Annotated in this window: 15 protein-coding genes; 9 read left to right on the forward strand and 6 right to left on the reverse strand. The window is 32.7% G+C overall.

Annotation, left to right across the window (positions count from 1 at the left end):
- Positions 1-32: 32 nt before the first annotated feature.
- The 6 genes from ACVCXO_RS07780 to ACVCXO_RS07805 all read left to right on the forward strand — a co-directional run bounded on the left by ACVCXO_RS07780 (position 33) and on the right by ACVCXO_RS07805 (position 12114).
- The gene (locus tag ACVCXO_RS07780) at positions 33-3467 is read left to right on the forward strand and encodes a hypothetical protein (RefSeq protein ID WP_452229030.1); all 3435 of its coding nucleotides are present in this window, start codon (positions 33-35) and stop codon (positions 3465-3467) included.
- Positions 3468-3520: 53 nt separating this feature from the next.
- The gene (locus ACVCXO_RS07785; RefSeq protein ID WP_452229031.1) at positions 3521-3910 is read left to right on the forward strand and encodes a hypothetical protein; all 390 of its coding nucleotides are present in this window, start codon (positions 3521-3523) and stop codon (positions 3908-3910) included.
- A 66-nt stretch (positions 3911-3976) separates the two neighbouring features.
- Positions 3977-8290 (forward strand): CusA/CzcA family heavy metal efflux RND transporter, encoded by a 4314-nt coding sequence (locus ACVCXO_RS07790; protein WP_452229032.1) that lies wholly within the window; start codon positions 3977-3979, stop codon positions 8288-8290.
- A 4-nt stretch (positions 8291-8294) separates the two neighbouring features.
- A complete protein-coding gene (locus ACVCXO_RS07795; RefSeq protein WP_452229033.1) occupies positions 8295-9440 on the forward strand; it encodes an efflux RND transporter periplasmic adaptor subunit in 1146 nt (381 codons plus the stop codon).
- A gap of 21 nt (positions 9441-9461) precedes the next feature.
- Entirely contained in the window at positions 9462-11438 is a 1977-nt protein-coding gene (locus ACVCXO_RS07800; protein WP_452229034.1) for a heavy metal translocating P-type ATPase, read from the forward strand.
- Between the two features lie 94 nt (positions 11439-11532).
- Positions 11533-12114, forward strand: a complete 582-nt coding sequence (locus ACVCXO_RS07805) for a DUF3575 domain-containing protein (protein ID WP_452229035.1) — start codon at positions 11533-11535, stop codon at positions 12112-12114.
- Positions 12115-12240: 126 nt separating this feature from the next.
- On the opposite strand, the gene ACVCXO_RS07810 is transcribed toward ACVCXO_RS07805, so the two are convergent.
- The gene (locus tag ACVCXO_RS07810) at positions 12241-13785 is read right to left on the reverse strand and encodes a glycine--tRNA ligase (RefSeq protein WP_452229036.1); all 1545 of its coding nucleotides are present in this window, start codon (positions 13783-13785) and stop codon (positions 12241-12243) included.
- Positions 13786-13851: 66 nt separating this feature from the next.
- Positions 13852-14733: a hypothetical protein gene (locus ACVCXO_RS07815; protein ID WP_452229037.1), complete on the reverse strand. Its 882-nt coding sequence runs from the start codon at positions 14731-14733 to the stop codon at positions 13852-13854.
- 130 nt (positions 14734-14863) lie between these two features.
- Here ACVCXO_RS07815 and ACVCXO_RS07820 point away from each other — a divergent pair, with 130 nt between their 5' ends.
- Together ACVCXO_RS07820 and ACVCXO_RS07825 are read left to right on the forward strand one after the other, a co-directional pair.
- On the forward strand, positions 14864-15544 hold the full coding sequence (locus ACVCXO_RS07820) for a ComF family protein (RefSeq protein WP_452229038.1): 681 nt from the start codon (positions 14864-14866) through the stop codon (positions 15542-15544).
- 25 nt (positions 15545-15569) lie between these two features.
- Positions 15570-17192, forward strand: a complete 1623-nt coding sequence (locus ACVCXO_RS07825; protein ID WP_452229039.1) for an Ig-like domain-containing protein — start codon at positions 15570-15572, stop codon at positions 17190-17192.
- Here the strand turns inward: ACVCXO_RS07825 and ACVCXO_RS07830 are convergent.
- From ACVCXO_RS07830 to ACVCXO_RS07840, 3 genes are all read right to left on the reverse strand, one after another.
- Positions 17176-17958, reverse strand: a complete 783-nt coding sequence (locus ACVCXO_RS07830) for an amidohydrolase (protein ID WP_452229040.1) — start codon at positions 17956-17958, stop codon at positions 17176-17178. The two genes, ACVCXO_RS07825 and ACVCXO_RS07830, sit on opposite strands and share 17 nt — an antisense overlap.
- A gap of 104 nt (positions 17959-18062) precedes the next feature.
- Positions 18063-18698, reverse strand: coding sequence for a hypothetical protein (locus ACVCXO_RS07835; RefSeq protein ID WP_452229041.1), 636 nt, complete (start codon positions 18696-18698; stop codon positions 18063-18065).
- Between the two features lie 60 nt (positions 18699-18758).
- Entirely contained in the window at positions 18759-19901 is a 1143-nt protein-coding gene (locus ACVCXO_RS07840; RefSeq protein WP_452229042.1) for a methionine aminotransferase, read from the reverse strand.
- 233 nt (positions 19902-20134) lie between these two features.
- On the opposite strand from ACVCXO_RS07840, the gene ACVCXO_RS07845 reads away from it, so the two are divergent.
- A complete protein-coding gene (locus tag ACVCXO_RS07845; protein ID WP_452229043.1) occupies positions 20135-22231 on the forward strand; it encodes a S46 family peptidase in 2097 nt (698 codons plus the stop codon).
- 436 nt (positions 22232-22667) lie between these two features.
- Here ACVCXO_RS07845 and ACVCXO_RS07850 read toward each other — a convergent pair whose 3' ends face one another.
- Entirely contained in the window at positions 22668-23363 is a 696-nt protein-coding gene (locus tag ACVCXO_RS07850; protein WP_452229044.1) for a LytR/AlgR family response regulator transcription factor, read from the reverse strand.
- Between the last annotated feature and the right edge of the window lie 72 nt (positions 23364-23435).

Below are 23435 nucleotides of genomic sequence, written 5' to 3' on the forward strand. Positions count from 1 at the left end.
ATATTTTAAGTATTTTGCAGTTTTAGTATCGCATGAAGTTTACATACTTTCTTTTTATATTTTTTATTGGTTTTGTTGCTATGGCACAAGATCAAGATTCTAATTACAAAACTAAAACGGTTATTGTACAAGATCGTATTGCTATAGATAGTGTGAGTATTAATGCAGCTCACTTTAATATTAGAAGAAAAGACAATTCCATTATTGATACTACGTACTATGCTGTCGATTTTGAAAAAGCGATACTTCGTTTTAAAAAACCTATAGAAACAGATTCAATAATTATTAATTATTTAAAATACCCAGAATTTTTAACCAAAACCTACAAACAGCTAGACGACAAAATCATAGTACAAAGCACAGACAACCAACAACAATTATATAAAATAAAACAATCTAGCGAAATTAACACTTTTACTCCTTTTGATGGTTTAACAACTTCTGGAAGTATTTCTCGAGGTGTTATTATTGGAAACAATCAAAATTCGGTTTTAAACAGTGAATTAGATTTACAAATTACCGGAAAGCTCAATGATAAAGTTTCCTTAAGAGCTTCCATTCAAGATGCAAATATACCTTTGCAAGAAAGTGGTTATTCCCAACGATTAGATGAATTTGACCAAGTATTTGTAGAACTTTTTAGCGACAACTGGAAAATTCGCGCGGGAGATGTCGACCTGCAAAACACAAATAGTGCTTTTGCTAATTTTTCTAAACGCGTGCAAGGTTTATCGCTTGGAGCAACGATAAATCACTCCGATTCTAAAACTAATATTTTTGCTGCAGGAGCAATTGTTAGAGGGCAATTTACTACTAGCCAATTTACTGCGCAAGAAGGGAATCAAGGTCCGTATAAACTTCGCGGTCCTAGTGGCGAATTATTTGTACTTGTAGTTTCTGGTAGTGAAATTGTTTACGTTAACGGAATTGCCTTAGAACGAGGAGAAAACAACGATTACATTATAAATTATAATGCTGGCGAAATAATTTTCAATGCCACTTTTCCTATAACCAGTGAAATGCGAATTACCGTAGATTACCAATATAGCGAACGAAACTATTCTAGATTGGTAGTTTATGGCGGCAGTAATTACGAAAGCGAAAAACTAAAACTCGGCTTTTCGGTATATAGCGAGAATGATGCAAAAAATAACCCTTTGCAACAAAACCTTTCTAGTGAGCAAGTGGAAATTCTAGCAAATGCAGGAGATGACGAAACATTAATGACTGCTCCTTCTGCAACTCCAGAAACCTATAATGAAAACAGAATTTTATACAAAAAGGAAATTGTAAGTGGTGTGGAAACTTTTGTCTTTTCTAACAATGAAGACGATGAATTATTTAGTGTTAACTTTTCTTCGGTTGGCGATAATCAAGGAAATTATATAATAAGTAGCATTAATGCTATTAGTACTATTTATGAATATGTAGCACCAATCTCTGGTGAACTTCAAGGAAACTACCAACCAATTACAAAATTAGTTGCGCCAAATAAATTACAAATTGCCGTTTTAAACGGAAACTATGCACCAACCGAAAAAACGAATATTGGTTTTGAAGTTGCTGGAAGCAAGAATGATTTGAACTTGTTTTCTAATATAGATGATGGTAATAACGATGGATTTGCAGCAAAAATAAAACTAGAACAAGCAATTATTAAAAAGGATAGTCTTTGGAGTGTAAACGCATTTGCAGATGCAAACTACATTCAAGAAGATTTTAGAACCATGGAGCGTTTATATAATGCAGAGTTTATTCGGGATTGGAATATTGAGCAATCTACAAGCAATCAAAACGTTATTAATAATGGGAATCAAACGCTTTTTGCTTCCGGAGTTCAAGCGCTTCATCAAGAAAAGGGATTAGCAAAATATCAATTTGAATATTTAAATTATTCCGAAAACTTTAACGGAAGTAGACACATTCTTTTTGGCGATTTAAATCTCAAAAAATGGCATATACTTTCCAACTCTAGTATATTAAATGCGGAATCTAATGTAAACAATTCCACTTTTTTACGAAGCTATAATCGGATTACCTATAGTTTAAAAAATGCTTGGGTTGGTACAAGATTAGCCATAGAAAACAACGAACAAAAAAATATAGAAACAGATTCCTTTACCGCATTAAGCCAACGTTATAAATCGTATGAAGTTTTTACAGGAATTGGAGATAGCACAAAAATATTTGCAGAAATTGGCTATAAACACAGGGTTAATGATAGTTTAGTAAACGGGAATCTTCAAAAAGTAAATACCTCCAATACTTATTATATCGATTCCAGAATTATTCAAAACAACAATACCAATTTATCCCTTTATGCAAATTATAGAACTTTAAATAATGTAGATACAGCATTAGAAAATGAACAATCTTTAAATTCTAGAATACAATTCAGTCAAAAATTATTTAAGCAAATGATACACTGGAATACGGTTTACGAAACCAATTCTGGAACCTTAGCGCAACAAGAATTTACGTACGTAGAAGTAGAAGCAGGACAAGGCGCATACACTTGGATCGATTACAACAACAATGGCATTCAAGAGTTAGAGGAATTTGAAATTGCCCAATTTACAGATCAAGGTACCTATATAAGAGTATTACTTCCCAATCAAGTATATGTAAAAACACATCAAAATAGATTTAGTCAAACGGTAACTTTAAATCCGTTGCAATGGTCTAATAGTGAAAACAGTTTCAAAAAAGTGGTTTCCCGTTTTTACAACCAAACTTCCTATTTAATAGACCGAAAACAAAAACGAGAAGGCAGCACTTTTAACCTCAACCCTTTTAATGATGATGCAGAAAAGCGTCTTGGTCTACAATCTAATTTTAGAAATGTTTTCTTTTTTAATAGAGGAAAACAGCATTACACAACGTCGTATACTTTTTTAACCAATAGCTCTAGAAACCTATTAACTATAGGTTCATTAGAAGCGAAATCTAAAAGTCATCAATTGCTTTTCAATCATAAATTCGCAACCAATTGGTTAGCAAATCTATTAACTAGTTTTAATACGAACGAAAGTAAAAGCGAAAACTATACGAGTAAAAATTATACTATTGAAGAAACACAACTAAACCCAAAGCTTTCCTATTTATTAAATGACAACACGCGTTTTGATATTTTTTACCAATACACAAATAAGGATAATACGATTGGAGATTTAGAAGCTTTAAAACAACAAAAATACGGCGCTTCATTCTCGTTTTCTAGCAAACAACAAATGGCAATTTCTGGAGAGTTTAATTATTTCGCCAATGCCTTTTCTGGCAATGCAAATTCTCCCGTAGCGTACCAAATGCTAGAAGGTTTACAGCCAGGCAAAAACTTTACTTGGACATTTCTAGCACAAAAAAAACTAACCAAATACTTAGATTTAAACCTAAGTTATTTTGGTAGAAATACAGAAACTAGTAAAACTATTCACACAGGGAACATTCAGTTAAAAGCTTATTTTTAACCTTTTGTAACATTTATAACATAATGTCATATCTTTTTTTATAACTTTGAGGTATGCAAAAATTATTTGCCATAGCGTTTTCTCTATTAGTGCTTTTTCAAAGCATTAATTTAAGCTCTGATGATATCTCTAAAATAGGCACGTTGTTTGAACATGCTGAATATCATCAAGAAACTTATGGCGATTCCTTTTATCAGTTTTTAGCGGAACATTATGGAAAAACCCTAATAGTTCATGAAAGCGACCATAAAGAACATGATGATTTACCATTTAAACATCATCATCAAACTTGCGTCCATACCACAGCTGCATTTACTTTTGAAAGTATAACCTTCGATTTAGATTACGAAGAATTTATAGAAATACCATGCAACTTCTTTTATAAAGAAACTATCTCTTCTTTTGAAAAACTATCCGTTTTTCAGCCACCTAAGTGCGCATAATTCATTTTAGATTTTAATCCTGTAAAATAAAAACAGGCATTTATTATTTCTTAATTTTTATGAATTATGTTAACAAACATTATCAAGTTCAGCTTAAATAATAAGCTGATTATTTTCCTATTTACAGCTTTTATTATAGGCTTTGGAATTTTTTCACTAACCCAAATACCTATTGGTGCAGTTCCAGATATCACCAACAACCAAGTACAGGTTATTACCACTTCTCGAAATTTATCTACACAAGATGTCGAGCAATTTATTACTTATCCTATCGAGCTAGAAATGGCTAATTTACCTGGAGTGGAAGAAATTCGATCGGTTTCAAAATTTGGGCTATCCGTAGTTACCATTGTGTTTAACGACAAATTAGGCACCTATTTACCTCGTCAGCTTATTGCTGAAAAAATTAAATCTGCTTCCGAACAAATCCCAGAAGGTTTTGGTTCGCCAGAAATGGGTCCAATAACTACTGGTTTGGGGGAGATTTATCAATATATTTTAGATGTAAAACCTGGCTATGAAGATCAATATACCACAACAGATTTACGTACCATTCAAGATTGGATTGTAAAGCGTCAACTCTCTGGAATTCCTGGTGTAGTAGAAGTAAACACTTGGGGCGGATTTTTAAAACAATACGAAGTAGCTATCAATCCAAACAAGCTAACAGCGATGCATATTTCTATTGCCGAAATTTATGAGGCTTTAGAAAAAAACAACAGTGTTTCTGGAGGTGGTTACATTGAAAAAAATGACAAAGCCTTTTTTATTCGTGGCGAAGGTTTAGTCAGCTCACTAAAAGACATAGAAGACATCGTTGTAAAAAATGACGGTTCCCCAATTTACATTAAAGATATAGCAGAAGTAGGTTTTGGAAGCGCAACCCGTTTTGGAGCCATTACCGGAAATGGAGAAGGCGAAAAAGTACTAGGACAAATCATGATGCTAAAAGATGGCAACTCTAAAGAAGTTATTGATACGGTTAAAGAACGTGTTGCGTCCATACAAAGTACACTACCAGAAGGTGTTTATATTAATGGTTTTTTAGAACGTAGCGAACTTATTAATAAAACAACATTTACAGTTGCCGAAAACTTAATACTAGGATCTTTAATTGTGATTTTTGTTGTCGTTTTACTACTCGGTAACTGGCGTTCTGGTTTAGTGGTCGCTTCCGTAATTCCATTAAGTTTATTGTTTGCAATTATACTCATGAATCAATTTGGTGTCGATGCCAATTTAATGAGTTTAGGCGCTATCGATTTTGGTATTATCATCGATGGAGCAGTTATTATTGTCGAATTTATTGCGTTTCAAATCATGTCTAAATCGGCACATCTTTCCGAAATAGACAAAAACCAGAAACAAGCTGAAATCGACCAAATAACCCTAAAAAGCGCTTCAAAAATGATGAATTCTGCCATTTTCGGACAATTAATCATTCTAATTGTATTTATTCCAATTCTTTCTTTAAGTGGTATTGAAGGCAAAATGTTTAAGCCTATGGCAATGACTTTTAGTTTCGCTTTAATTGGAGCCATGATTTTGTGTTTAACGTATGTTCCTGTGGTGTCTTCCTTATTTTTAAAACCTAGTAAACAGTCTGCAAAAAACATTTCCGTAAGACTAATGAAATTCTTAAATAAAGGGTATCAACCAATCATTCATTGGGCTTTATCCAACAAAAAAATAGTGGTGTTACTTTCCGTTATTTTACTTGCATCTAGCGTTTGGATTTTTAGTAAAATGGGAGGTGAATTCATACCTACTTTAGACGAAGGTGATTTTGTTATTCAACCCGTTTTAAAAACAGGAACATCACTTGGAAAAACCATAGAAATCACCACTAGAATAGAACAAATTTTATTAGATAATTTTCCTGAAGTAGTTCAAGTAGTAAGTCGAATTGGTGCTGCAGAAGTACCAACAGACCCGATGTCTATGGAGCAAAGTGATGTTATTATAAAACTGAAACCTAAAAAACAATGGACGTCTGCTACCAATAAAGATGCATTAGCCAATAAATTTAAAGAAGCATTAGCTGTAATTCCTGGAATGGAAGTGGAGTTTACCCAACCTATAGAAATGCGATTTAATGAATTGGTTACCGGTGTTAGAGCAGATGTTGCTATTAAAATTTTTGGTGAAGACTTATCGGTTTTAGCCACCAAAGCAGATGAAATAAAAAACCTTATTAAAGAAGTAGAAGGTGCGGAAGATATTTCAGTTGAAAAAGTAGCAGGTTTACCACAAATGAGTGTAAAGTTCAATAGAAGTAAAATTGCACGTTACGGACTTAATATTTCAGACATCAACCATGTTATTTCCATGGGATTTGCTGGTGCTACCGTTGGAAATGTTTTTGAAGGTGAAAAACGTTTCGATTTAGTACTTCGACTTCAGAAAAACAATAGAAAAGATTTAGAAAGTCTTCAAAATTTATATGTAGACACGCCTAACGGAAATAAAATTCCGCTTAGCGAATTAGCAGAAATAAAATACACAACTGGCCCTGCACAAATATCGCGTGACGACACTAAAAGACGTATTGTAGTTGGTGTAAATGTTAGGAATAGGGATTTACAATCTGTGGTGCATGACATACAAGATATTATAGAAAGCGACCTTAAATTACCTGCTGGTTACAGCATTACGTATGGTGGTCAATTTGAAAATCTACAAAGTGCAAAAGACAGATTATTAGTCGCTGTTCCTGTGGCTTTAGTGTTAATATTTATATTGCTTTATTTCGCGTTTAACTCTGTAAAAGAAGCATTAATTGTTTACTCTGCTATTCCGCTTTCTGCGGTTGGAGGCATTTTATTACTTTGGTTTAGAGATTTACCTTTTAGTATTTCTGCAGGAGTTGGTTTTATAGCACTTTTTGGTATTGCAGTTCTTAACGGAATTGTACTCATCGAGCATTTTAAAGAGTTAAAAGCAGAAGGATTTTCTAACGTTGAAGAACGCATTAAAAAAGGAACAAGTGAACGTTTACGTCCTGTTTTACTAACCGCAGCCGCTGCTGCTTTAGGGTTTTTACCAATGGCCATTTCTACAAACGCGGGAGCAGAAGTGCAACGTCCGTTAGCAACCGTTGTTATTGGTGGTTTAATAACCGCAACCTTATTAACATTAGTAGTCTTACCTGTTTTGTATGCTTGGTTTGAAGAACAAAAAGAATTAAAAATCAATAAGAAAACCATTGCGACTGTAGTTGTTCTACTATTCACCTTTAATATTCAAGCACAAAACCAACCATTAACGATAGAGCAAACTTTAGCATTAGCGATCGAAAATAATGCGAATTTAAAAGCGGAAAATTTAAAAATAGACCAATCTAACGCTTTAGTAAAGTCGGCCTTTACATTTGATAAAACCAGTGTTTATTATAATTATGACGAAAGTAATTTAGCCATAAATAATGAACCACTTAAAGTCTTTGGAATCCAGCAAGATTTTAAATTTCCAACGGTTTATTTTGCTGAAAAGAAAGTAAACCTATCCAAAGTAAAGATACAAGAAGCCAATTTTAGTTTACAATTACAACAAATAACAAAGCAAGTTTATGCGAATTATTACCAGTTAAGCTATGCCAAAAACAAAGCAGAAAACTACAAATATTTAGATAGTTTATATCAAGATTTTGCTAGAAAAGCAAAACGTCGTTTTGAGTTAGGGGAAACGAATTATCTAGAAATGATTACCGCAAAATCGAAACAGAAACAATTAGAAACACGCTACAAACAATCCCTTCAAGAGGTTGTTTTATTTAGAGAACAACTTAAAAAAGTAGTTCAAGTAGATTCTATTTCTATTTTAGATGGTTTACTCGAAAAACTAGAAGTCGAACAATTATCTATCTCTAAAAATGCTGGTTTGTCCGTTTTTGATGCTTCTATTACTTATCAAAAAGCGCAAACCAAGTTAGAAAAGCAAAGCGTACTTCCAGATTTAAATGCCCAATATTTCCAAGGCACCAATAGTGGTTTAAACGATAATATTAAAGGCTATCAATTAGGGCTTAAAATTCCTATTCTGTTTGGTGGTCAACGTTCTAAAATTAAAGCTTCAAAAATTGCGCAAGATGTTATTAAAGAACAAAAACAAGATTATCAGACACAATTAAATGCAGAACATCAATCGTTATTAGCAGAGCTTCAGCAGTACGAAGAAGCCATAACTTATTATGAAACGCAAGGACAAACACTTTCCGAAGAAATTATAAAAACAGCAAACAGAACCTTTAAAGAAGGTGAAATTGATTTCTTTCAATACATTCAAAGTTTAGAAACTGCAAAAGACATTCAGCTCAATTATTTAGAGCAATTAAACCAATACAATCAAACGGTAATCACTATCAATCACTTAACATTATAAACCCATGAAAAACATATATATAGTACTATTTTCCATACTTTTAGTAGCCTGCGGAAATTCTGAAAATAAAGAAGTTATAATTCCGGAAACGGAATCACATAACGATGAAATAACAATAAATAAAGCACAATTTGAAGGGGAAAAGATGGCTTTTGGAACGGTATCTGAATTCGATTTTAATGAAACCGTAAAAGTAAACGGAATGATAGATGTACCACCACACAACAAATCTAGCGTGACTACTTTTATTGGTGGTTATATTACAAAAACACCTCTATTAATTGGGGACCAGGTTAAAAAAGGACAACTTTTAGTCACTTTAGAAAACACGGCGTTTGTAGAAATTCAGCAAAACTATTTAGAAGTTGCCGAACAATTAAATTATTTAAAATCGGAATTTACGAGACAAAAAACTTTATTTGAAGAGAAAATCACTTCCGAAAAAAACTACTTAAAAGCCCAAAGCGCGTATAAAAGCAACTTAGCACATTATAACGGATTGCGTAAAAAGTTACAAATGCTAAATATTAATCCGAGTAGCGTGGAGCAAGGACGCATCTCATCCACTATAAACTTGTATGCTCCAATAAATGGTCATGTTACAAAGGTGAACGTAAGTAACGGAACGTATGTTTCGCCAAGTGATGTGATTATGGAAATTGTAGATATTGATCATATTCATTTAGAATTATCTGTCTTTGAAAAGGATATAATGAAAGTGAAAAAGGATCAAAAAATTCTATTTAAAATACCAGAAGCTTCCAATAAAACATATGAGGCAGAAGTCCATTTAGTTGGTACCACCATTGATGAACAAACAAGACGCGTAAAAGTGCATGGACATGTAGATAATGGCAAAGAGAATTTTATTGTTGGTATGTTTGTAGATGCAGATATTATTATTGACAGCAAAAAGGCAATGGGCTTACCAAAAGAAGCTGTAATAGAGGTTGGTGACGACAATTATGTTTTGGTTTTAGCAGAACAGCAAGGTGACGAATTTCATTTAGAAAAGATTAAATTAGGGATTGGAAAACAAACCGAAACTAGCGTTGAAATTTTAAATTCGGAGGTTCTAAAAAACAAACAAATACTTGTAAAAGGCACAGGTATGCTTTTAAATGATAGTGAAGGCGGACACAGTCATTAGTATTAATTGGAAGGAAACAAAATGGAAAATCATAATAAAGAAACACATAACCATAGTCACAATTTAATTTTAGGTAAAAACACAGAACTCTACTTCTCCATACTTTGTGGCGTGTTTTTAATCCTTGGTTTTGGTCTTGAAAAAGGAACAAATTTCCCTGATTGGATTTCCTTATCGAGCTATATAATCGCTTACTTTTTTGGAGGGTATTTTATTAGCGTTGAAGCTTTTAAAAAAATCATTAAAGGAGGTTTTGAAATTGACTTTCTAATGATAGTTGCTGCCATTGGAGCAGCCTATATTGGTAGTTGGGCAGAAGGTGCTTTACTTTTATTTCTATTTAGTTTAGGTCATGCATTAGAACATTATGCGATGAATAAAGCTAAAAAATCTATTGAAGCTTTAAGCGATTTATCTCCAAAAACCGCATGGATAAAAAAAGGAAATCAAATAACAGAAACTCCAATTGAAGACTTAAAAATTGGCGATATTATAGTTGTCAAACCAAATACTAAAATAGCAGCAGATGGGGTTATTACTTCAGGAAATAGTAGCATAAATCAAGCGCCAATTACGGGAGAAAGTATGCCTGTAGATAAAACCGCAATTGCATCCACAGAAAAGTTACCAGAATTTAAACATATCGATAAAAAGCACATCGCTTTTACAGGCACCATAAATGGAGATAGTAGTATTGAAATTCAGGTTTTAAAATTAAGCCAAGACTCTACAGTTGCACGATTAATAAAAATGGTGAGTGAAGTAGAAACGCAAAAATCACCAACGCAACGATTAACCAAAAAGTTTGAAAAATGGTATGTTCCAATTGTGATAATTGTGGTGGTATTATTGTGTTTTGCATATCTAATTATAGACGAAACATTTAACGAAAGCCTCTACAGAGCAATCACAGTATTAGTAGCCGCAAGCCCTTGTGCTCTGGCAATATCTACACCAAGTGCTGTACTTAGCGGAATTGCAAGAGCGGCACAAAAAGGAGTTCTTATTAAAGGCGGAAAAGCGCTGGAAGATTTAGGAAGCATTACCACTATTGCATTTGATAAAACAGGCACTTTAACCGAAGGAAAACCGAAACTAACCAACGTTATTCCTTTAAATAATTTTGAAGAAAAGGAGTTGTTACAAATCGTTTTAGAGGTGGAAAGCTTAAGTAATCATCCTTTAGCGAAAGCAATTGCTAAAGATATTGCAAAACTACATAACCTTAGTTTTAAAAACTCTGCCACAAATATTGAAGCGATCCAAGGAAAAGGAATTACAGCGGTTTACGAAAACGCGACAGTCTTTATTGGTAATCAAAAATTAATGCAAGAGGTAGGCGTTACAATAACGGATGCGGTAACCACACAAATGGATCGTTTATTGCAAAACGGACATACCGTAATGCTTGTCGCTTTTAAAAAGGAAATTATTGGTATCATTAGCGTAATGGATGTGCCACGAAAAACAGCTGCAGACACACTTAAAAAACTAAGTGCTATTGGTATAAAACGAATGATTATGCTAACCGGTGACCATCAAAATGTGGGTGATGCTATAGCAAAACAAATAGGCTTAACAGAAGCAAGAGGAAATTTATTACCCGAAGATAAAGTTGCTGCTATTAAAAACTTACTAGCCACAGACGGAAAAATAGCAATGATTGGTGATGGCGTGAATGATGCTCCAGCAATGGCTTTAAGCACGGTTAGCGTTGCTATGGGAGCAGCAGGAAGCGATGTTGCTTTAGAAACAGCAGATGTAGCACTAATGTCTGATAAAATTGAAAATTTACCATTTGTAATCGGATTAAGCAGAGCCTCCAAACGCATTATAAAAGAAAACATTTTTATAAGTTTAGGCGTTGTTGCTATACTAGTACCTGTTACTATTTTAGGACTAACCAATATTGGAATTGCTGTTTTGTTTCATGAAGGATCGACGGTAGTAGTGGTTTTAAATGCTTTACGCTTATTAGCGTACAAAGAACAGATATAAACATGTGTTTTTCACGCAACCTTTTCCTGTTTTGGACATCTACTAGTGGTACAGCTTTTGATAAATATAAAACGGAACTTAAAAAATTAAATAAATGAAAAAGGCACTTTTAGGATTATTGTTATTTACTTCTTTTGCAACTTTTGCTCAGGAAGATATGCAAGAAGAAAAAGTAAAACATAGTGAAGTTAAAGTAAATGCTTTTAACCTTATTGTTTTTAAATCGGTAGATTTCTCTTATGAGTATTTAATCGATTCAGAATCTTCTGTTGGTGCTTCCATACTTTTTAATTTACAAAACCAAGAAGATAGAGATTTTAGTGACGGTCCCATTTATAATGAGAAATTTGCATTCACGCCATACTACAGACGCTATTTTTCTAGTCAGTATGCTTGGGGATTTTTCTTAGAAGCATTTGGTATGTATAACGTACAAGATGATAGTAATGAAGTTTACACTTACAATTCTATTACCGATAACTATCAATATGTGTACACAGATGAAACTTCTAACAACCTTGGATTTGGTATGGCTGTTGGTGGAAAATTTGTAAGCAAAAAAGGATTCTTATTTGAAGTTTTTGGTGGTGTTGGAAGAAACATCTCCACCTCTAACAACGAGGTTGGAACTGATTTTGTGCCAAGATTAGGCGCATCACTTGGTTGGCGATTTTAATTGCAAGACTACTTTATAAAAAAACCCAAGCTTTTCGGCTTGGGCTTTTTAGTATATAAGATTCCTATTTACTTATTTATTTTATTTAAACAGCGCGTTAGCATCTTTGGTTTTGCAGGAATTAGATTATTTCATCTTCATTAGCCAATGTTTCACATCCACCTCTGCTTTAATCAAGTCTTTTAAATCTTCAATCTTCACACGTTTTTGTTCCATAGTATCTCTATGTCTTATGGTAACCGTGTTGTTTTCTAAAGTTTCATGATCTACCGTAATACAAAATGGTGTTCCGTTTGCATCTTGACGTCTGTAGCGTTTTCCTACGGCATCTTTTTCATCGTAAAACACATTGAAATCCCATTTTAAATCTTCCACAATTTGTTTTGCTACTTCTGGTAAACCATCCTTTTTTACTAAAGGAAAAATGGCTGCTTTTACAGGAGCTAAAACTGCTGGTAATTTTAAAACGGTTCTTGTAGTATTGTTATCTAGTTCTTCTTCCATTAAAGCATTAGAAAACACAGCTAAAAACATTCTATCTAAACCAATAGAGGTTTCTAAAACATAAGGGGTATAGCTTTTGTTTTCTTCATGATCAAAATACTGTAATTTCTTACCTGAAAATTCTTCGTGTTGTTTTAAATCAAAATCGGTACGCGAGTGAATTCCTTCTAACTCTTTAAATCCGAAAGGAAATTTAAACTCAATATCTGTTGCAGCATCTGCATAATGTGCTAATTTTTCGTGGTCATGAAAACGATAATTTTCTGTTCCCATTCCTAGAGATAGATGCCATTTCATTCTGGTTTCTTTCCATTTATCAAACCATTCTTTTTGCGTTCCTGGTTTAATAAAAAATTGCATTTCCATTTGTTCAAACTCACGCATTCTAAAAATAAACTGCCTTGCAACAATCTCATTTCTAAATGCTTTTCCTGTTTGCGCAATACCAAAAGGAATTTTCATTCGTCCTGTTTTTTGCACATTCAAGAAGTTCACAAAAATTCCTTGTGCTGTTTCCGGACGCAAGTATAAATCCATTGCAGTTTCTGCAGAAGCACCAAGCTTGGTGCCAAACATAAGATTAAACTGCTTCACGTCTGTCCAGTTTCTGGAACCAGTTAAAGGATCTGCTATTTCTAATTCTTCAATTAATGCTTTTACATCTGCTAAATCTTCTGCTTCCAAAGATTTCCCTAAACGTTTTAAAATAGTGTCTATCTTTTCTTGATAGCCTACTACTCTTCCGTTAGTAGCAAGAAATTCTTCTTTATTAAAGGATTCTCCAAAACGTTTTTCCGCTTTTTTAACTTCCTTTTCTATTTTAGTTTCAATTTTAGCACAATAGTCTTCCACTAAAACATCTGCACGATACCTTTTATTAGAATCTTTGTTATCGATAAGTGGATCACTAAAAGCATCTACGTGCCCAGAAGCTTTCCAAGTGGTTGGATGCATAAATATGGACGCATCTATTCCTACTATATTATCATTCATTTGCACCATGGCTTTCCACCAGTAGTCGCGAATGTTCTTTTTTAGCTCTGCTCCATTTTGAGCATAGTCATATACTGCACTTAATCCATCGTAGATTTCGCTACTCTGAAAAACGTAACCATACTCTTTTGCGTGAGAGATTACTTTTTTAAATTGATCGTCTTGATTTGCCATAGGTTGCAAAAGTAAAAAACCACTCCATATTAATGGAACGGTTTTCAAAAAATTATAAGTTATTTTTTATTTTAATGTAATAGATGTGCTTCCTAATAAGGTAGCATTTTGAAATACGTCCACATTATAGGTTCCTGGTTTTAGCTTTTCTTTGTCTTTAATGCTAATTTTCAGGCAGGCTGTAATGTTTTCAGAAACATTCTTTACTGTTGTTTTTCCGCTATATCCAATTTTTATCCCTTGGTATGTAAGAACACCTCTTTCGGAAACTATTTGATCTGTAGTATCTAAAATTTGTACGTAAATATTTTTACTTCCTTTGTTTGCCAACGCATTACCTTCTAGTAAAATACATACTTCAAATTGATTTGCTTCACTTAATTTATTTGTTTCGTATATTTCAGACCGCGTTGTATTTAAAGCTACCACTTTTATATTATTAGCTTTCAGTGTTCCAACTTTACTAATAATAGTATGTAGCTTTTCATTCTTTTCTGATAAATCAGCTAACTCGATTTTTTGATTTTCAAATTCCTGAGATACGGAATCCACCTGTATGTGCAACGCTTCATTATCACGAAGAAGCGAGTCTATTTGATCAAAAATAACTTCTCTTTCATTTTTAAGAGTGTTTATTTGACTTCTGTATTTAGATATTAATGATAAATCGGTTTTCGTGTTTTTTACAGAACTTAATATGTTCTCTACTTTAGATTTAGATACGTTTAATTTCGTGTTTACAACTTCATTTTCAATAGAAACATCATTATAAAGCGATATCATTTCTGTTAACTCATGTTGCACGAGTTTTGTTTCTTGCTCTAAAAATTCTTCTTGATTTTTAAAGGAATTAAAACTAGAAATACTATAAGAACCTAAAACAGCAATTGCTATTACCAATGTACCAATAATTAATCTGTAGTTAAAAGTTTGAGGGAAAACTAACATATTATTTATTTTACAATACGAAGCTAGAAATTTAGTTTGGTTTATTTTATTTTAATCGTTAAAGTAAGTGATATAATTGTTAAAGCAATTTCTTTAAAGAATTCGCTAGAAATTTTGTAAGTTTAATACTATGATTCAAGCGGTTGTTGATTTGTTCTTTCCAAAAGTATGCTTTGCGTGTTATTCGCAGCTGCAAGATTTTGAAATGTATGTCTGTACTTCTTGCAGACATAATTTACCGGTTACTAATTATCACTTTAATGCCAACAACACGGTTGAAAAAGTATTTTATGGTCGGGCCAAAGTAGAACAAGCTACTGCTTTGCTTCGCTATGAAAAAAAAGGAGTTGTACAACAGCTTATTCATAATTTAAAATATAGAGGTTATGAGGAAATAGGTGTCTTTTTAGGGGAATGGCTTGGTAACGAATTAAAAGAATTAGAGACTTACAAAGATGTAGATATAGTTATCGCTGTTCCTTTACATAAAAAGAAACAAAAAAAAAGAGGATATAATCAGGTTACTAAATTCGGACAAGAAATAGCAAAAGCTTTGCAAGTAGATTATAACGAACAATCTTTAATTAAAATAACGAATACGAAGTCTCAAGTCACCAAAAAACGATTTGCACGTTGGCAAGCAGATCATGAACTTTTTGCTTTAGAAAACGCAACATTAATAGAAAACAAACATATTTTACTTGTGGATGATATTATTACTACTGGTGCCACGTTAGAGTCTTGTATTCAAGTGTTAAATAAAGCCGAAAATGTTAAAATAAGCATAGCAACCATGGCAATAGTTAATTGAGTATTTTGTTACTTTGTACTAAATCATGAAATTCATAATGCGTAATACCTTATCCAATTTAATTTTAATTCTAACCATAGGCTTAATTATAGTTAGTTGTGCTAATAGAGGAAACCCTGCTGGAGGACCAAAAGATGTTACAGCTCCAAAAATAGTTAAATCTACTCCCGAAAATTATACTACCAATTTTAATGGCAAGGAAATTAAAATCTATTTTGATGAGTATGTAAAAATGAAAAACTTAACCAAACAACTCATTATATCGCCACCAATGGATCCTGCTCCAGAAGTAACTCCTATTGGTACTGCTAGCAAATTCATTACGATTAAAATTAACGATACCTTATTAGAAAATACGACATATGCTTTTAACTTTGGAAACAGTATAACAGATAACAACGAAGAAAACCCGTATTCTTATTACAAATATATTTTATCTACAGGAAGTTATATTGATTCCCTTTCTGTTAAAGGTGAAATTTCAGATGCTACCTTACGTAAGCCTGATGATTTTGTTTCTGTGCGTTTGTACGAAATAGATAGCACTTTTAACGACTCTATTGTTTACAAAAAACTACCCAAATACGTAACCAATACTTTAGACAGCACCACGACATTTAGTATCGATAATATGAAAGCAGGAAAGTATATGCTTGTGGCGTTAAAAGATGCAAACCAAGACAATAAATTTCAGCAACTAACAGATAAGATCGCTTTTTACAAAAACTATATAACAGTACCAACAGATTCTACTTTCACCTTAAAATTATTTAAAGAAGAAGCAGATTTCACTGTAATTAGACCGCGTTTGGTGGCTGGTGAAAAAATAGCTTTTGGTTATCAAGGAGATTACAAAAACACAGAAATTAGTACGTCATCCATTGTGCCAGACAACTTTAAATACACCATTACAAAAGATGCCAAAACAGATTCTTTAAATTATTGGTATATGCCAAGATTAAAAGATACAGACTCTTTGCTTTTTACAGTAAAAAACAAAAATTACACCGAAAACTTCACGGTTAAAATAAGCGACCAACCAAGAGATTCATTAAAAATAGTAGCTGCTTCAAAAGGAACTTTAAATTTTAAAGACGATTTTAAATTAACCGCAAATATTCCATTGGTAAAGTTTAATGAAGAGCAACTTACTATTTTAGATAAAGATTCTTTAAAAGTAGCATATAAAACAACGTTAGACACCCTTTCAAATACCTATTCTTTTGCTTTTGATAAAACGGAAGACAACAAATATACCATTCAAGTTTTACCAGAAGCTTTTACTGATTTTTTTGAGAATAAAAACGATACCTTAAATTACAGATTAAGCACAAAAAACTTTGCAGATTATGGTAATGTAAGAATAACATTATTCAATGCAAAATACCCAATCATTGCCCAATTAACAGATGATAAAGGCGAAATAAAAGCAGAAATATACAGTACAGAACCAGAGCCTTTAGATTTTAGGTATCTCGATCCTGCTAAATATTATTTGCGTGTAATTTTTGATACTAATAAAAATCAAAAGTATGATTCTGGAAGCTATTTAAAAAAGCGTCAACCAGAACGTATTAGCCATTTTAATGAAGTAATTGAAGTTCGTGCAAATTGGGATCCTATAATAGATTTTACACTTTTAGACTAAAATTATCTCTATCTCCTAAAAACTGTAATCTGTCTCTATATTTCTTTACGTGGTTTTTATCTAACGTTACAATTTCAGTTTGGGCTACACCTAGAGCTATATTTGTTATTTTCTCACCCAAAACATCATATACAGCCGAGCTTCCTGAATATTCATAATTATTAATATCCAAACCAACTCTATTTACACCCACGCAATAACTCATATTCTCTATTGCCCTTGCCTTTAGCAATGCATCCCAAGCAGTTACTCTCTGTTTTGGCCAATTAGCAACATAAAGCAATACATCATAATTTTCTGTATTCCTTGCCCAAACAGGAAAACGCAAATCATAACACACTAAAGGGCAAATTTTCCAGCCTTTATAATCTACTATTATTTTTTTATTTCCTGCGGTATAGACTTTATCTTCACCAGCAAGTGTAAAGGTATGTCGCTTATCATAGATTTCTATTTTCCTTTCCGGATGAACAAATAAAAGCCTGTTGTAGTATTTGCTTTCTTCGGAAACAATAAGACTTCCAACAATAGCGGCGTTGCTTATTTTAGCCATTTCCAACATCCATTTAACGCTTTCTCCTTGCATATTTTCTGCAAGTTCTGGTGCATGCATAGTAAAACCCGTAGTAAACATTTCTGGAAGAATAATGAGATCTACTTGTTGTGCAACAGCAGTGATTTTTTCCGTAAAATGAATTCTATTTTCTTTTGGGTTTTCCCAGATTAAATCCGATTGGATGAGCGCTATTCTTAATTTTTCTTGCATTTTATAAAGATACTTTATTTTACAAAGTCGTAAAACAAAAAAATCCAGATTGTTTTAGAGAACAACTCTGGATTTTTTAATGAAGTAAAACATTTCTTTTACAATTAGGCCTTTCTTAATTTCTCTTGTGCCTTTTTAATATCCTTATTTAAACCTTCAATTTTCTTAAGCCATTTTGTTTCGTCTTGAGGCGAAAGTTTCCCTTTCTTTTTAAGCCTATCATATTTAGTTTGCGCACTCTCTAATTTACTATTTGCTTTATCAAAACTTTTTTGTGCTTTCTCTTTTTTCTTTAACGCCTTCTCTGCTTGCTTTTGCTTCTTTTCCGCTTTTTTTAGCTCCTTTTCATTCTTTTTCAGTTCTTTTTGACGATTTTTTTCCTCTTTTTTAGCTTTATTAATTTCTTTCTCTTTTTCATCTTGCTCCTTTTTAAGCTCCTTTTCTTGGGCTGCAAGTTCCTCTTCCGTTTTATCTTCTACTTCTTCCACATCCGATTTTGCTTCTCCTACCGCCTCGGAAGCCGCGTTTAATCGATCATATTTTTCTTTTTCTTCTATTTCTGCTTTATACGAAGCAAAAATTTCATTCCGCTTTTCTTCACTTAAAACATCGGTAACTTCTTTATCTCCTTCATATATTTTATTTTCTTTCACCGTATAAACAGGATTGCCTTCTGCGTTTTGCGCGGTAACCGTTAATCCCAATCCCAAAAAGAACACTAGTACTATTAATTTTTTCATCGTTTTATATTTATTGTTTACCAATAGTTAGCAAATATATTGCCAAATGAATCGGCTGTGTTACATTTTATTTAATATTTCTGCTGCTTTTTTTAAAGTATCCTCTGTTTTTGCAAAGCAGAAACGCAATACTTTATCATCTTTATTATTATCGTTAAAAACCGATAATGGTATAGATGCTAATCCATTTTCAATAGTTAATCGTTTTGCGAAATCGACATCGTATTCTTGGGTGATTTCCGAAAAATCTAAAACCTGAAAATACGTTCCTTGTGCAGGTTTAAATTTAAATCGTGAATCTTTTATTAAGCTTAAAAACAAATCCCTCTTTTCTTGATAGAATTGAGCAAGCTCCAAATAATGACTAGGTTCTTTTAAATAGTCTGCCAAACCTTTTTGCATGGGATGGTTTACAGAAAACACATTAAACTGATGCACTTTTCTAAACTCTGCCATCAGTTCTTTTGGCGCGCAACAATATCCCATTTTCCAACCTGTATTATGAAATGTTTTACCAAAAGATGCGGTTATAAAACTTCGTGCTTTTAAATCTAGAAACAAACATGCGCTTTGGTGTTTTTTACCATCAAAAATAATATGCTCATACACTTCATCACTCAAGACAATAATATTGGTGTCTTTAGTAAGTTCTTGCAGTTTTAGCATATCGGTTTCCGAAAAAATACTACCACCAGGATTTTGCGGTGTATTTATGATAATCATTTTCGTTTTGCTATTTATTTGTTCTTTCACCATATACCAATCTACTCCATAATTTGGTGCATCTAATGGTATACTTATGGTTTTTGCACCTTGTAATTCGATTGCTGGCTCATAACAATCATAAGCTGGTCTAAAAATAATCACTTCATCTTCGGGTTTCACAAAAGCAGAAATAATAGTAAAAATAGCCTGTGTTGCTCCAGCGGTAACTGTTATTTCTGTTTCTGGATGATAGCTTGTGCTATATAATAAATCAAACTTATTCGCAATACGTTCTCTTAATTCGATATTACCAGGCATTGGCGCATATTGGTTGTAACCAGAATGCATCGCTTTATTTACCAAATCCATTAGCTTTTTATCACTATTAAAATTAGGAAATCCTTGCGATAAATTAATTGCATTATGATGGTTTGCCAAAGCACTCATGACAGAAAAAATGGTGGTTCCTACGTTTGGTAATTTAGAGATGTGTTGCATAATTATAAATATAAACACAATTTCTGTTTTTAACGCTTCTTTCTTCCGAATAAAAAATAATATCAACACCAAAGACCTTTAATATTCACTCTTCTATATAGTTAAAAATAGGTGGATGTATGGAAAAATAAATTCCGAGAAATCGAAAAAATAAAACCCTTAGAAATTTAATCATTTTAACCATTTTTACTTCTTGGTTTTTTATCTTTGGTAGTATTCAAAAAACTATATATATGAAATTTTTTAAATTCTTATTCCTTTTTATAACGCTGAATATTTCGGCACAACAAGGTGGTATGTGGATTCCTTCCCTATTAGAAGGCATGAACGAAACCGAAATGACAAATCTTGGTAGTAAACTTACCGCAAAAGATATTTATGATGTTAATAATTCTAGTTTAAAAGATGCTATTGGGCATTTTAATGGAGGTTGCACTAGTGAAGTTATTAGCGACAAAGGATTAATATTAACAAATCATCATTGTGGTTTCGGACAAATACAAGCACATTCGTCTTTAGAAAATGATTATTTAAAAGATGGTTTTTGGGCAATGTCTTTAGAAGAAGAGTTACCAAATGAAGGTTTATACATTGAATTTATTGTAAGTATTACAGATATAACGGAAGAAGTTCTTGCGGTTGTAAATGAGGATATGACCGAAAAAGAAAAGCAATCGGTTATCGATAAAAACGCGAATGGGTTAATGAAAAACTGGCCTAGAGAAGCTTGGCAAGATGTTAAAACAAAAGCCTTTTATAATGGTAACCAATACTTCTTATTTGTTACCGAACGTTTTGAAGATATTCGTTTAGTTGGAGCACCACCAACAAGTATTGGTAAATTTGGAAGTGATACAGACAACTGGGTTTTCCCTAGACATACTGGCGATTTTTCTATGTTTCGTATTTATGCAGATGCAAACAATAGACCTGCAAAATATAGTATCGACAACAAACCTTACAAACCAAAACACTTTTTACCTGTTTCTTTAGATGGTGTTGCAGAAGGAGATTTTACTATGATTTTTGGTTTTCCAGGAAGTACAAATGAGTATTTACCTGCAGTAGCAATTGAGCATATCACAGAAGAATTTAACCCTACAAATATTGCTATTCGCGAAGCTGCTTTAAAAGTAATTGATGCCAAAATGAAAACTAGTGATGCTGTACGAATTAAATATGCATCGAAACAAGCACGTATTGCAAATGCATGGAAAAAATGGATTGGCGAAAATCTAGGAATTGAAAAAAGTGATGCTGTAGCAAAGCGTCGTGCTTTTGAAGCTACTTTTACTAAAGCTTTAAATGAAAAAGGTTTAGATGCTAAATACGGAAACATTTTACCGCAATTTGATAAACTATATGCCGATTTTGCACCTATAAATATTAAACGTAGAAACTTTATTGAAGTGTTTTTGGTAACGAATGAGTTAATGCAAATGACTTTTAGAGCATACCAAATGGAAGAAGCTATTACTGCAAATCCGGAAGCTTTTGATAAAGAAAAAGAACGTTTAATTGCAACTTTGCAAGGCATTCATAAAAATTATGACGTAGATGTAGACAAAGGTGTATTTAGTAATGTGATGCCTTTTTACAACAAAAATGCTGATGCTTCTATTTATGACAAAACAGCTTTTACAAATTTAGACAAAGCTTTAAAACTTTTAGATGGAGATGCTAAAGATGTGCTTAAAAAACTAAACAAAGATGCTGCATATACATATGCAAAACCAATGATTGCAGAGTTTTACAATACTATAAATAAGGAGTACCAAGAAAAAAACGAACCAATTACTGCCTTACAAACCGAGTATATGACCGCTTTAATGAAGGCTTTACCTGAAGCTAGATATTTTCCAGATGCAAATAGTACGCTTCGTGTAACCTACGGTCAAGTTAGAGGTTACTCACCAAGAGATGCTGTATACTACAATCCTGTAAGTTATTTAGATGGTGTTGTAGAAAAATATATTCCTGGAGATTATGAGTTTGATGTGCCTGAAAAACTATTAGAATTACATAAAAATAAAGATTACGGACAATATGCAGATAGCAACGGGAAAGTACCTGTTTGCTTTTTAGGAACCAATCACACCACTGGTGGGAATTCTGGAAGTCCAGCAATTGATGCACATGGAAACCTAGTTGGTTTAAACTTTGACAGAGTTTGGGAAGGAACTATGAGCGACATGAATTACGATCCAGAAATTTGCCGAAACATTATGGTAGATGTACGTTATGTATTATTTATTGTAGATAAATTTGCTGGAGCAACACATTTAATTGATGAAATGAAATTGGTGCATCCTAAAACGAATAAACAGTAAAAAGAGTATTCAGTAGGCAGTATTCAGTTTACAGTCACAGTTTATTGACATTAGACCTGTCAGGTTTTAAAAACCTGACAGGTCTTTTTTTATTTAATAAACTAAATTAGTATCGTATGTGTTCCTCCCTTTAGCTAAAGAGAAGTGGATTTATTGCAAATAAATTGGGAGCGTTTGTAATAAAAAGAGAATAACGTTTTTTTAACTCCTCTTTCTTTTAATTTTGAAAGAAGAATTAAAATTCATTCTCCTCTTAAAATAAGAGGAGAGCAAGCACAGCTAATCGCCTGAAATACTTCATGACTATTTTTTAAACATAATCGCAAGCGCACCTCTCTTTAGTTAAAGAAAGGTGGATTTATTGCAAATAAATTCGGAGCGTTTGTAATAAAAAGAGTGAAACGTTTTTTTAACTATTACGCAGAATACAAAAACCTTAAACAATCTTCAAAAACCGTAGTAATTCCTGCTTATACGTTCTACCAATAGCAATTCTATTCCCTTGCACATAAATTTCATTTCCAGAAATTTTATCTACATACTTTCTATTAATAATAAACGATTTATGGACTTGAATAAAATCTGCTTCGGAAAGCTTTTCGTTCCAATTTTTAAGTGAATCTATAAAAGACAGTTTCTTATTCTTTGTGATTATGGTAATATAATTTCTGTCCGATTCCAAATAAAGAATATCACTAATTATAATTTTATGAAGCGTTTTATCTACATTTAAAAAGAGTGTTTCTGGATTGTTTTCTTCGGAAGTATTTACGGGCTTTTCTACTCTATCTTTTGCTTTATTCATTGCTTTTAAAAAGCGATCAAAACCAAATGGCTTTACTAAATAGTCAACAATAGTATCTAGTTCAAAACTACTAACTGCATAATCCGGATATGCTGTTGTGATAATAATTGCTGGCGGATTTTTAATGGTTTTAATGAAATCGATTCCAGAAATGTCTGGCAGATTAATATCTAAAAAAACCAAATCTACCGTATTGTTATTCAGAAAAGTATTTGCTTCTATTGCAGCATTAAAAGCACCTTGTAATGCTACATTAGGAAGCTTACTCAAGTAATTCTTTAAAATTTTTTGAGCAGGTATTTCGTCTTCTATTATAATGCAAGTCATATGTTTTAATCTTCATGAATTGTCAGGTCGAGCGCAGTCGAGACCTCAATAAACCTCTCGACCGCGCTCGAG

The organism is Lacinutrix sp. MEBiC02404 (assembly GCF_053601575.1).

Bases quoted from the DNA above. Each gene is read 5' to 3' on its own strand.
- ACVCXO_RS07845 (WP_452229043.1), top strand. From the start codon at position 20,135: ATGAAATTTTTTAAATTCTTATTCCTTTTTATAACGCTGAATATTTCG.
- ACVCXO_RS07825 (WP_452229039.1), top strand. From the start codon at position 15,570: ATGAAATTCATAATGCGTAATACCTTATCCAATTTAATTTTAATTCTA.
- ACVCXO_RS07790 (WP_452229032.1), top strand. From the start codon at position 3,977: ATGTTAACAAACATTATCAAGTTCAGCTTAAATAATAAGCTGATTATT.
- ACVCXO_RS07850 (WP_452229044.1), bottom strand. From the start codon at position 23,363: ATGACTTGCATTATAATAGAAGACGAAATACCTGCTCAAAAAATTTTA.
- ACVCXO_RS07780 (WP_452229030.1), top strand. From the start codon at position 33: ATGAAGTTTACATACTTTCTTTTTATATTTTTTATTGGTTTTGTTGCT.
- ACVCXO_RS07785 (WP_452229031.1), top strand. From the start codon at position 3,521: ATGCAAAAATTATTTGCCATAGCGTTTTCTCTATTAGTGCTTTTTCAA.
- ACVCXO_RS07800 (WP_452229034.1), top strand. From the start codon at position 9,462: ATGGAAAATCATAATAAAGAAACACATAACCATAGTCACAATTTAATT.
- ACVCXO_RS07810 (WP_452229036.1), bottom strand. From the start codon at position 13,785: ATGGCAAATCAAGACGATCAATTTAAAAAAGTAATCTCTCACGCAAAA.
- ACVCXO_RS07830 (WP_452229040.1), bottom strand. From the start codon at position 17,958: ATGCAAGAAAAATTAAGAATAGCGCTCATCCAATCGGATTTAATCTGG.
- ACVCXO_RS07835 (WP_452229041.1), bottom strand. From the start codon at position 18,698: ATGAAAAAATTAATAGTACTAGTGTTCTTTTTGGGATTGGGATTAACG.
- ACVCXO_RS07840 (WP_452229042.1), bottom strand. From the start codon at position 19,901: ATGCAACACATCTCTAAATTACCAAACGTAGGAACCACCATTTTTTCT.
- ACVCXO_RS07805 (WP_452229035.1), top strand. From the start codon at position 11,533: ATGAAAAAGGCACTTTTAGGATTATTGTTATTTACTTCTTTTGCAACT.
- ACVCXO_RS07795 (WP_452229033.1), top strand. From the start codon at position 8,295: ATGAAAAACATATATATAGTACTATTTTCCATACTTTTAGTAGCCTGC.
- ACVCXO_RS07820 (WP_452229038.1), top strand. From the start codon at position 14,864: ATGATTCAAGCGGTTGTTGATTTGTTCTTTCCAAAAGTATGCTTTGCG.
- ACVCXO_RS07815 (WP_452229037.1), bottom strand. From the start codon at position 14,733: ATGTTAGTTTTCCCTCAAACTTTTAACTACAGATTAATTATTGGTACA.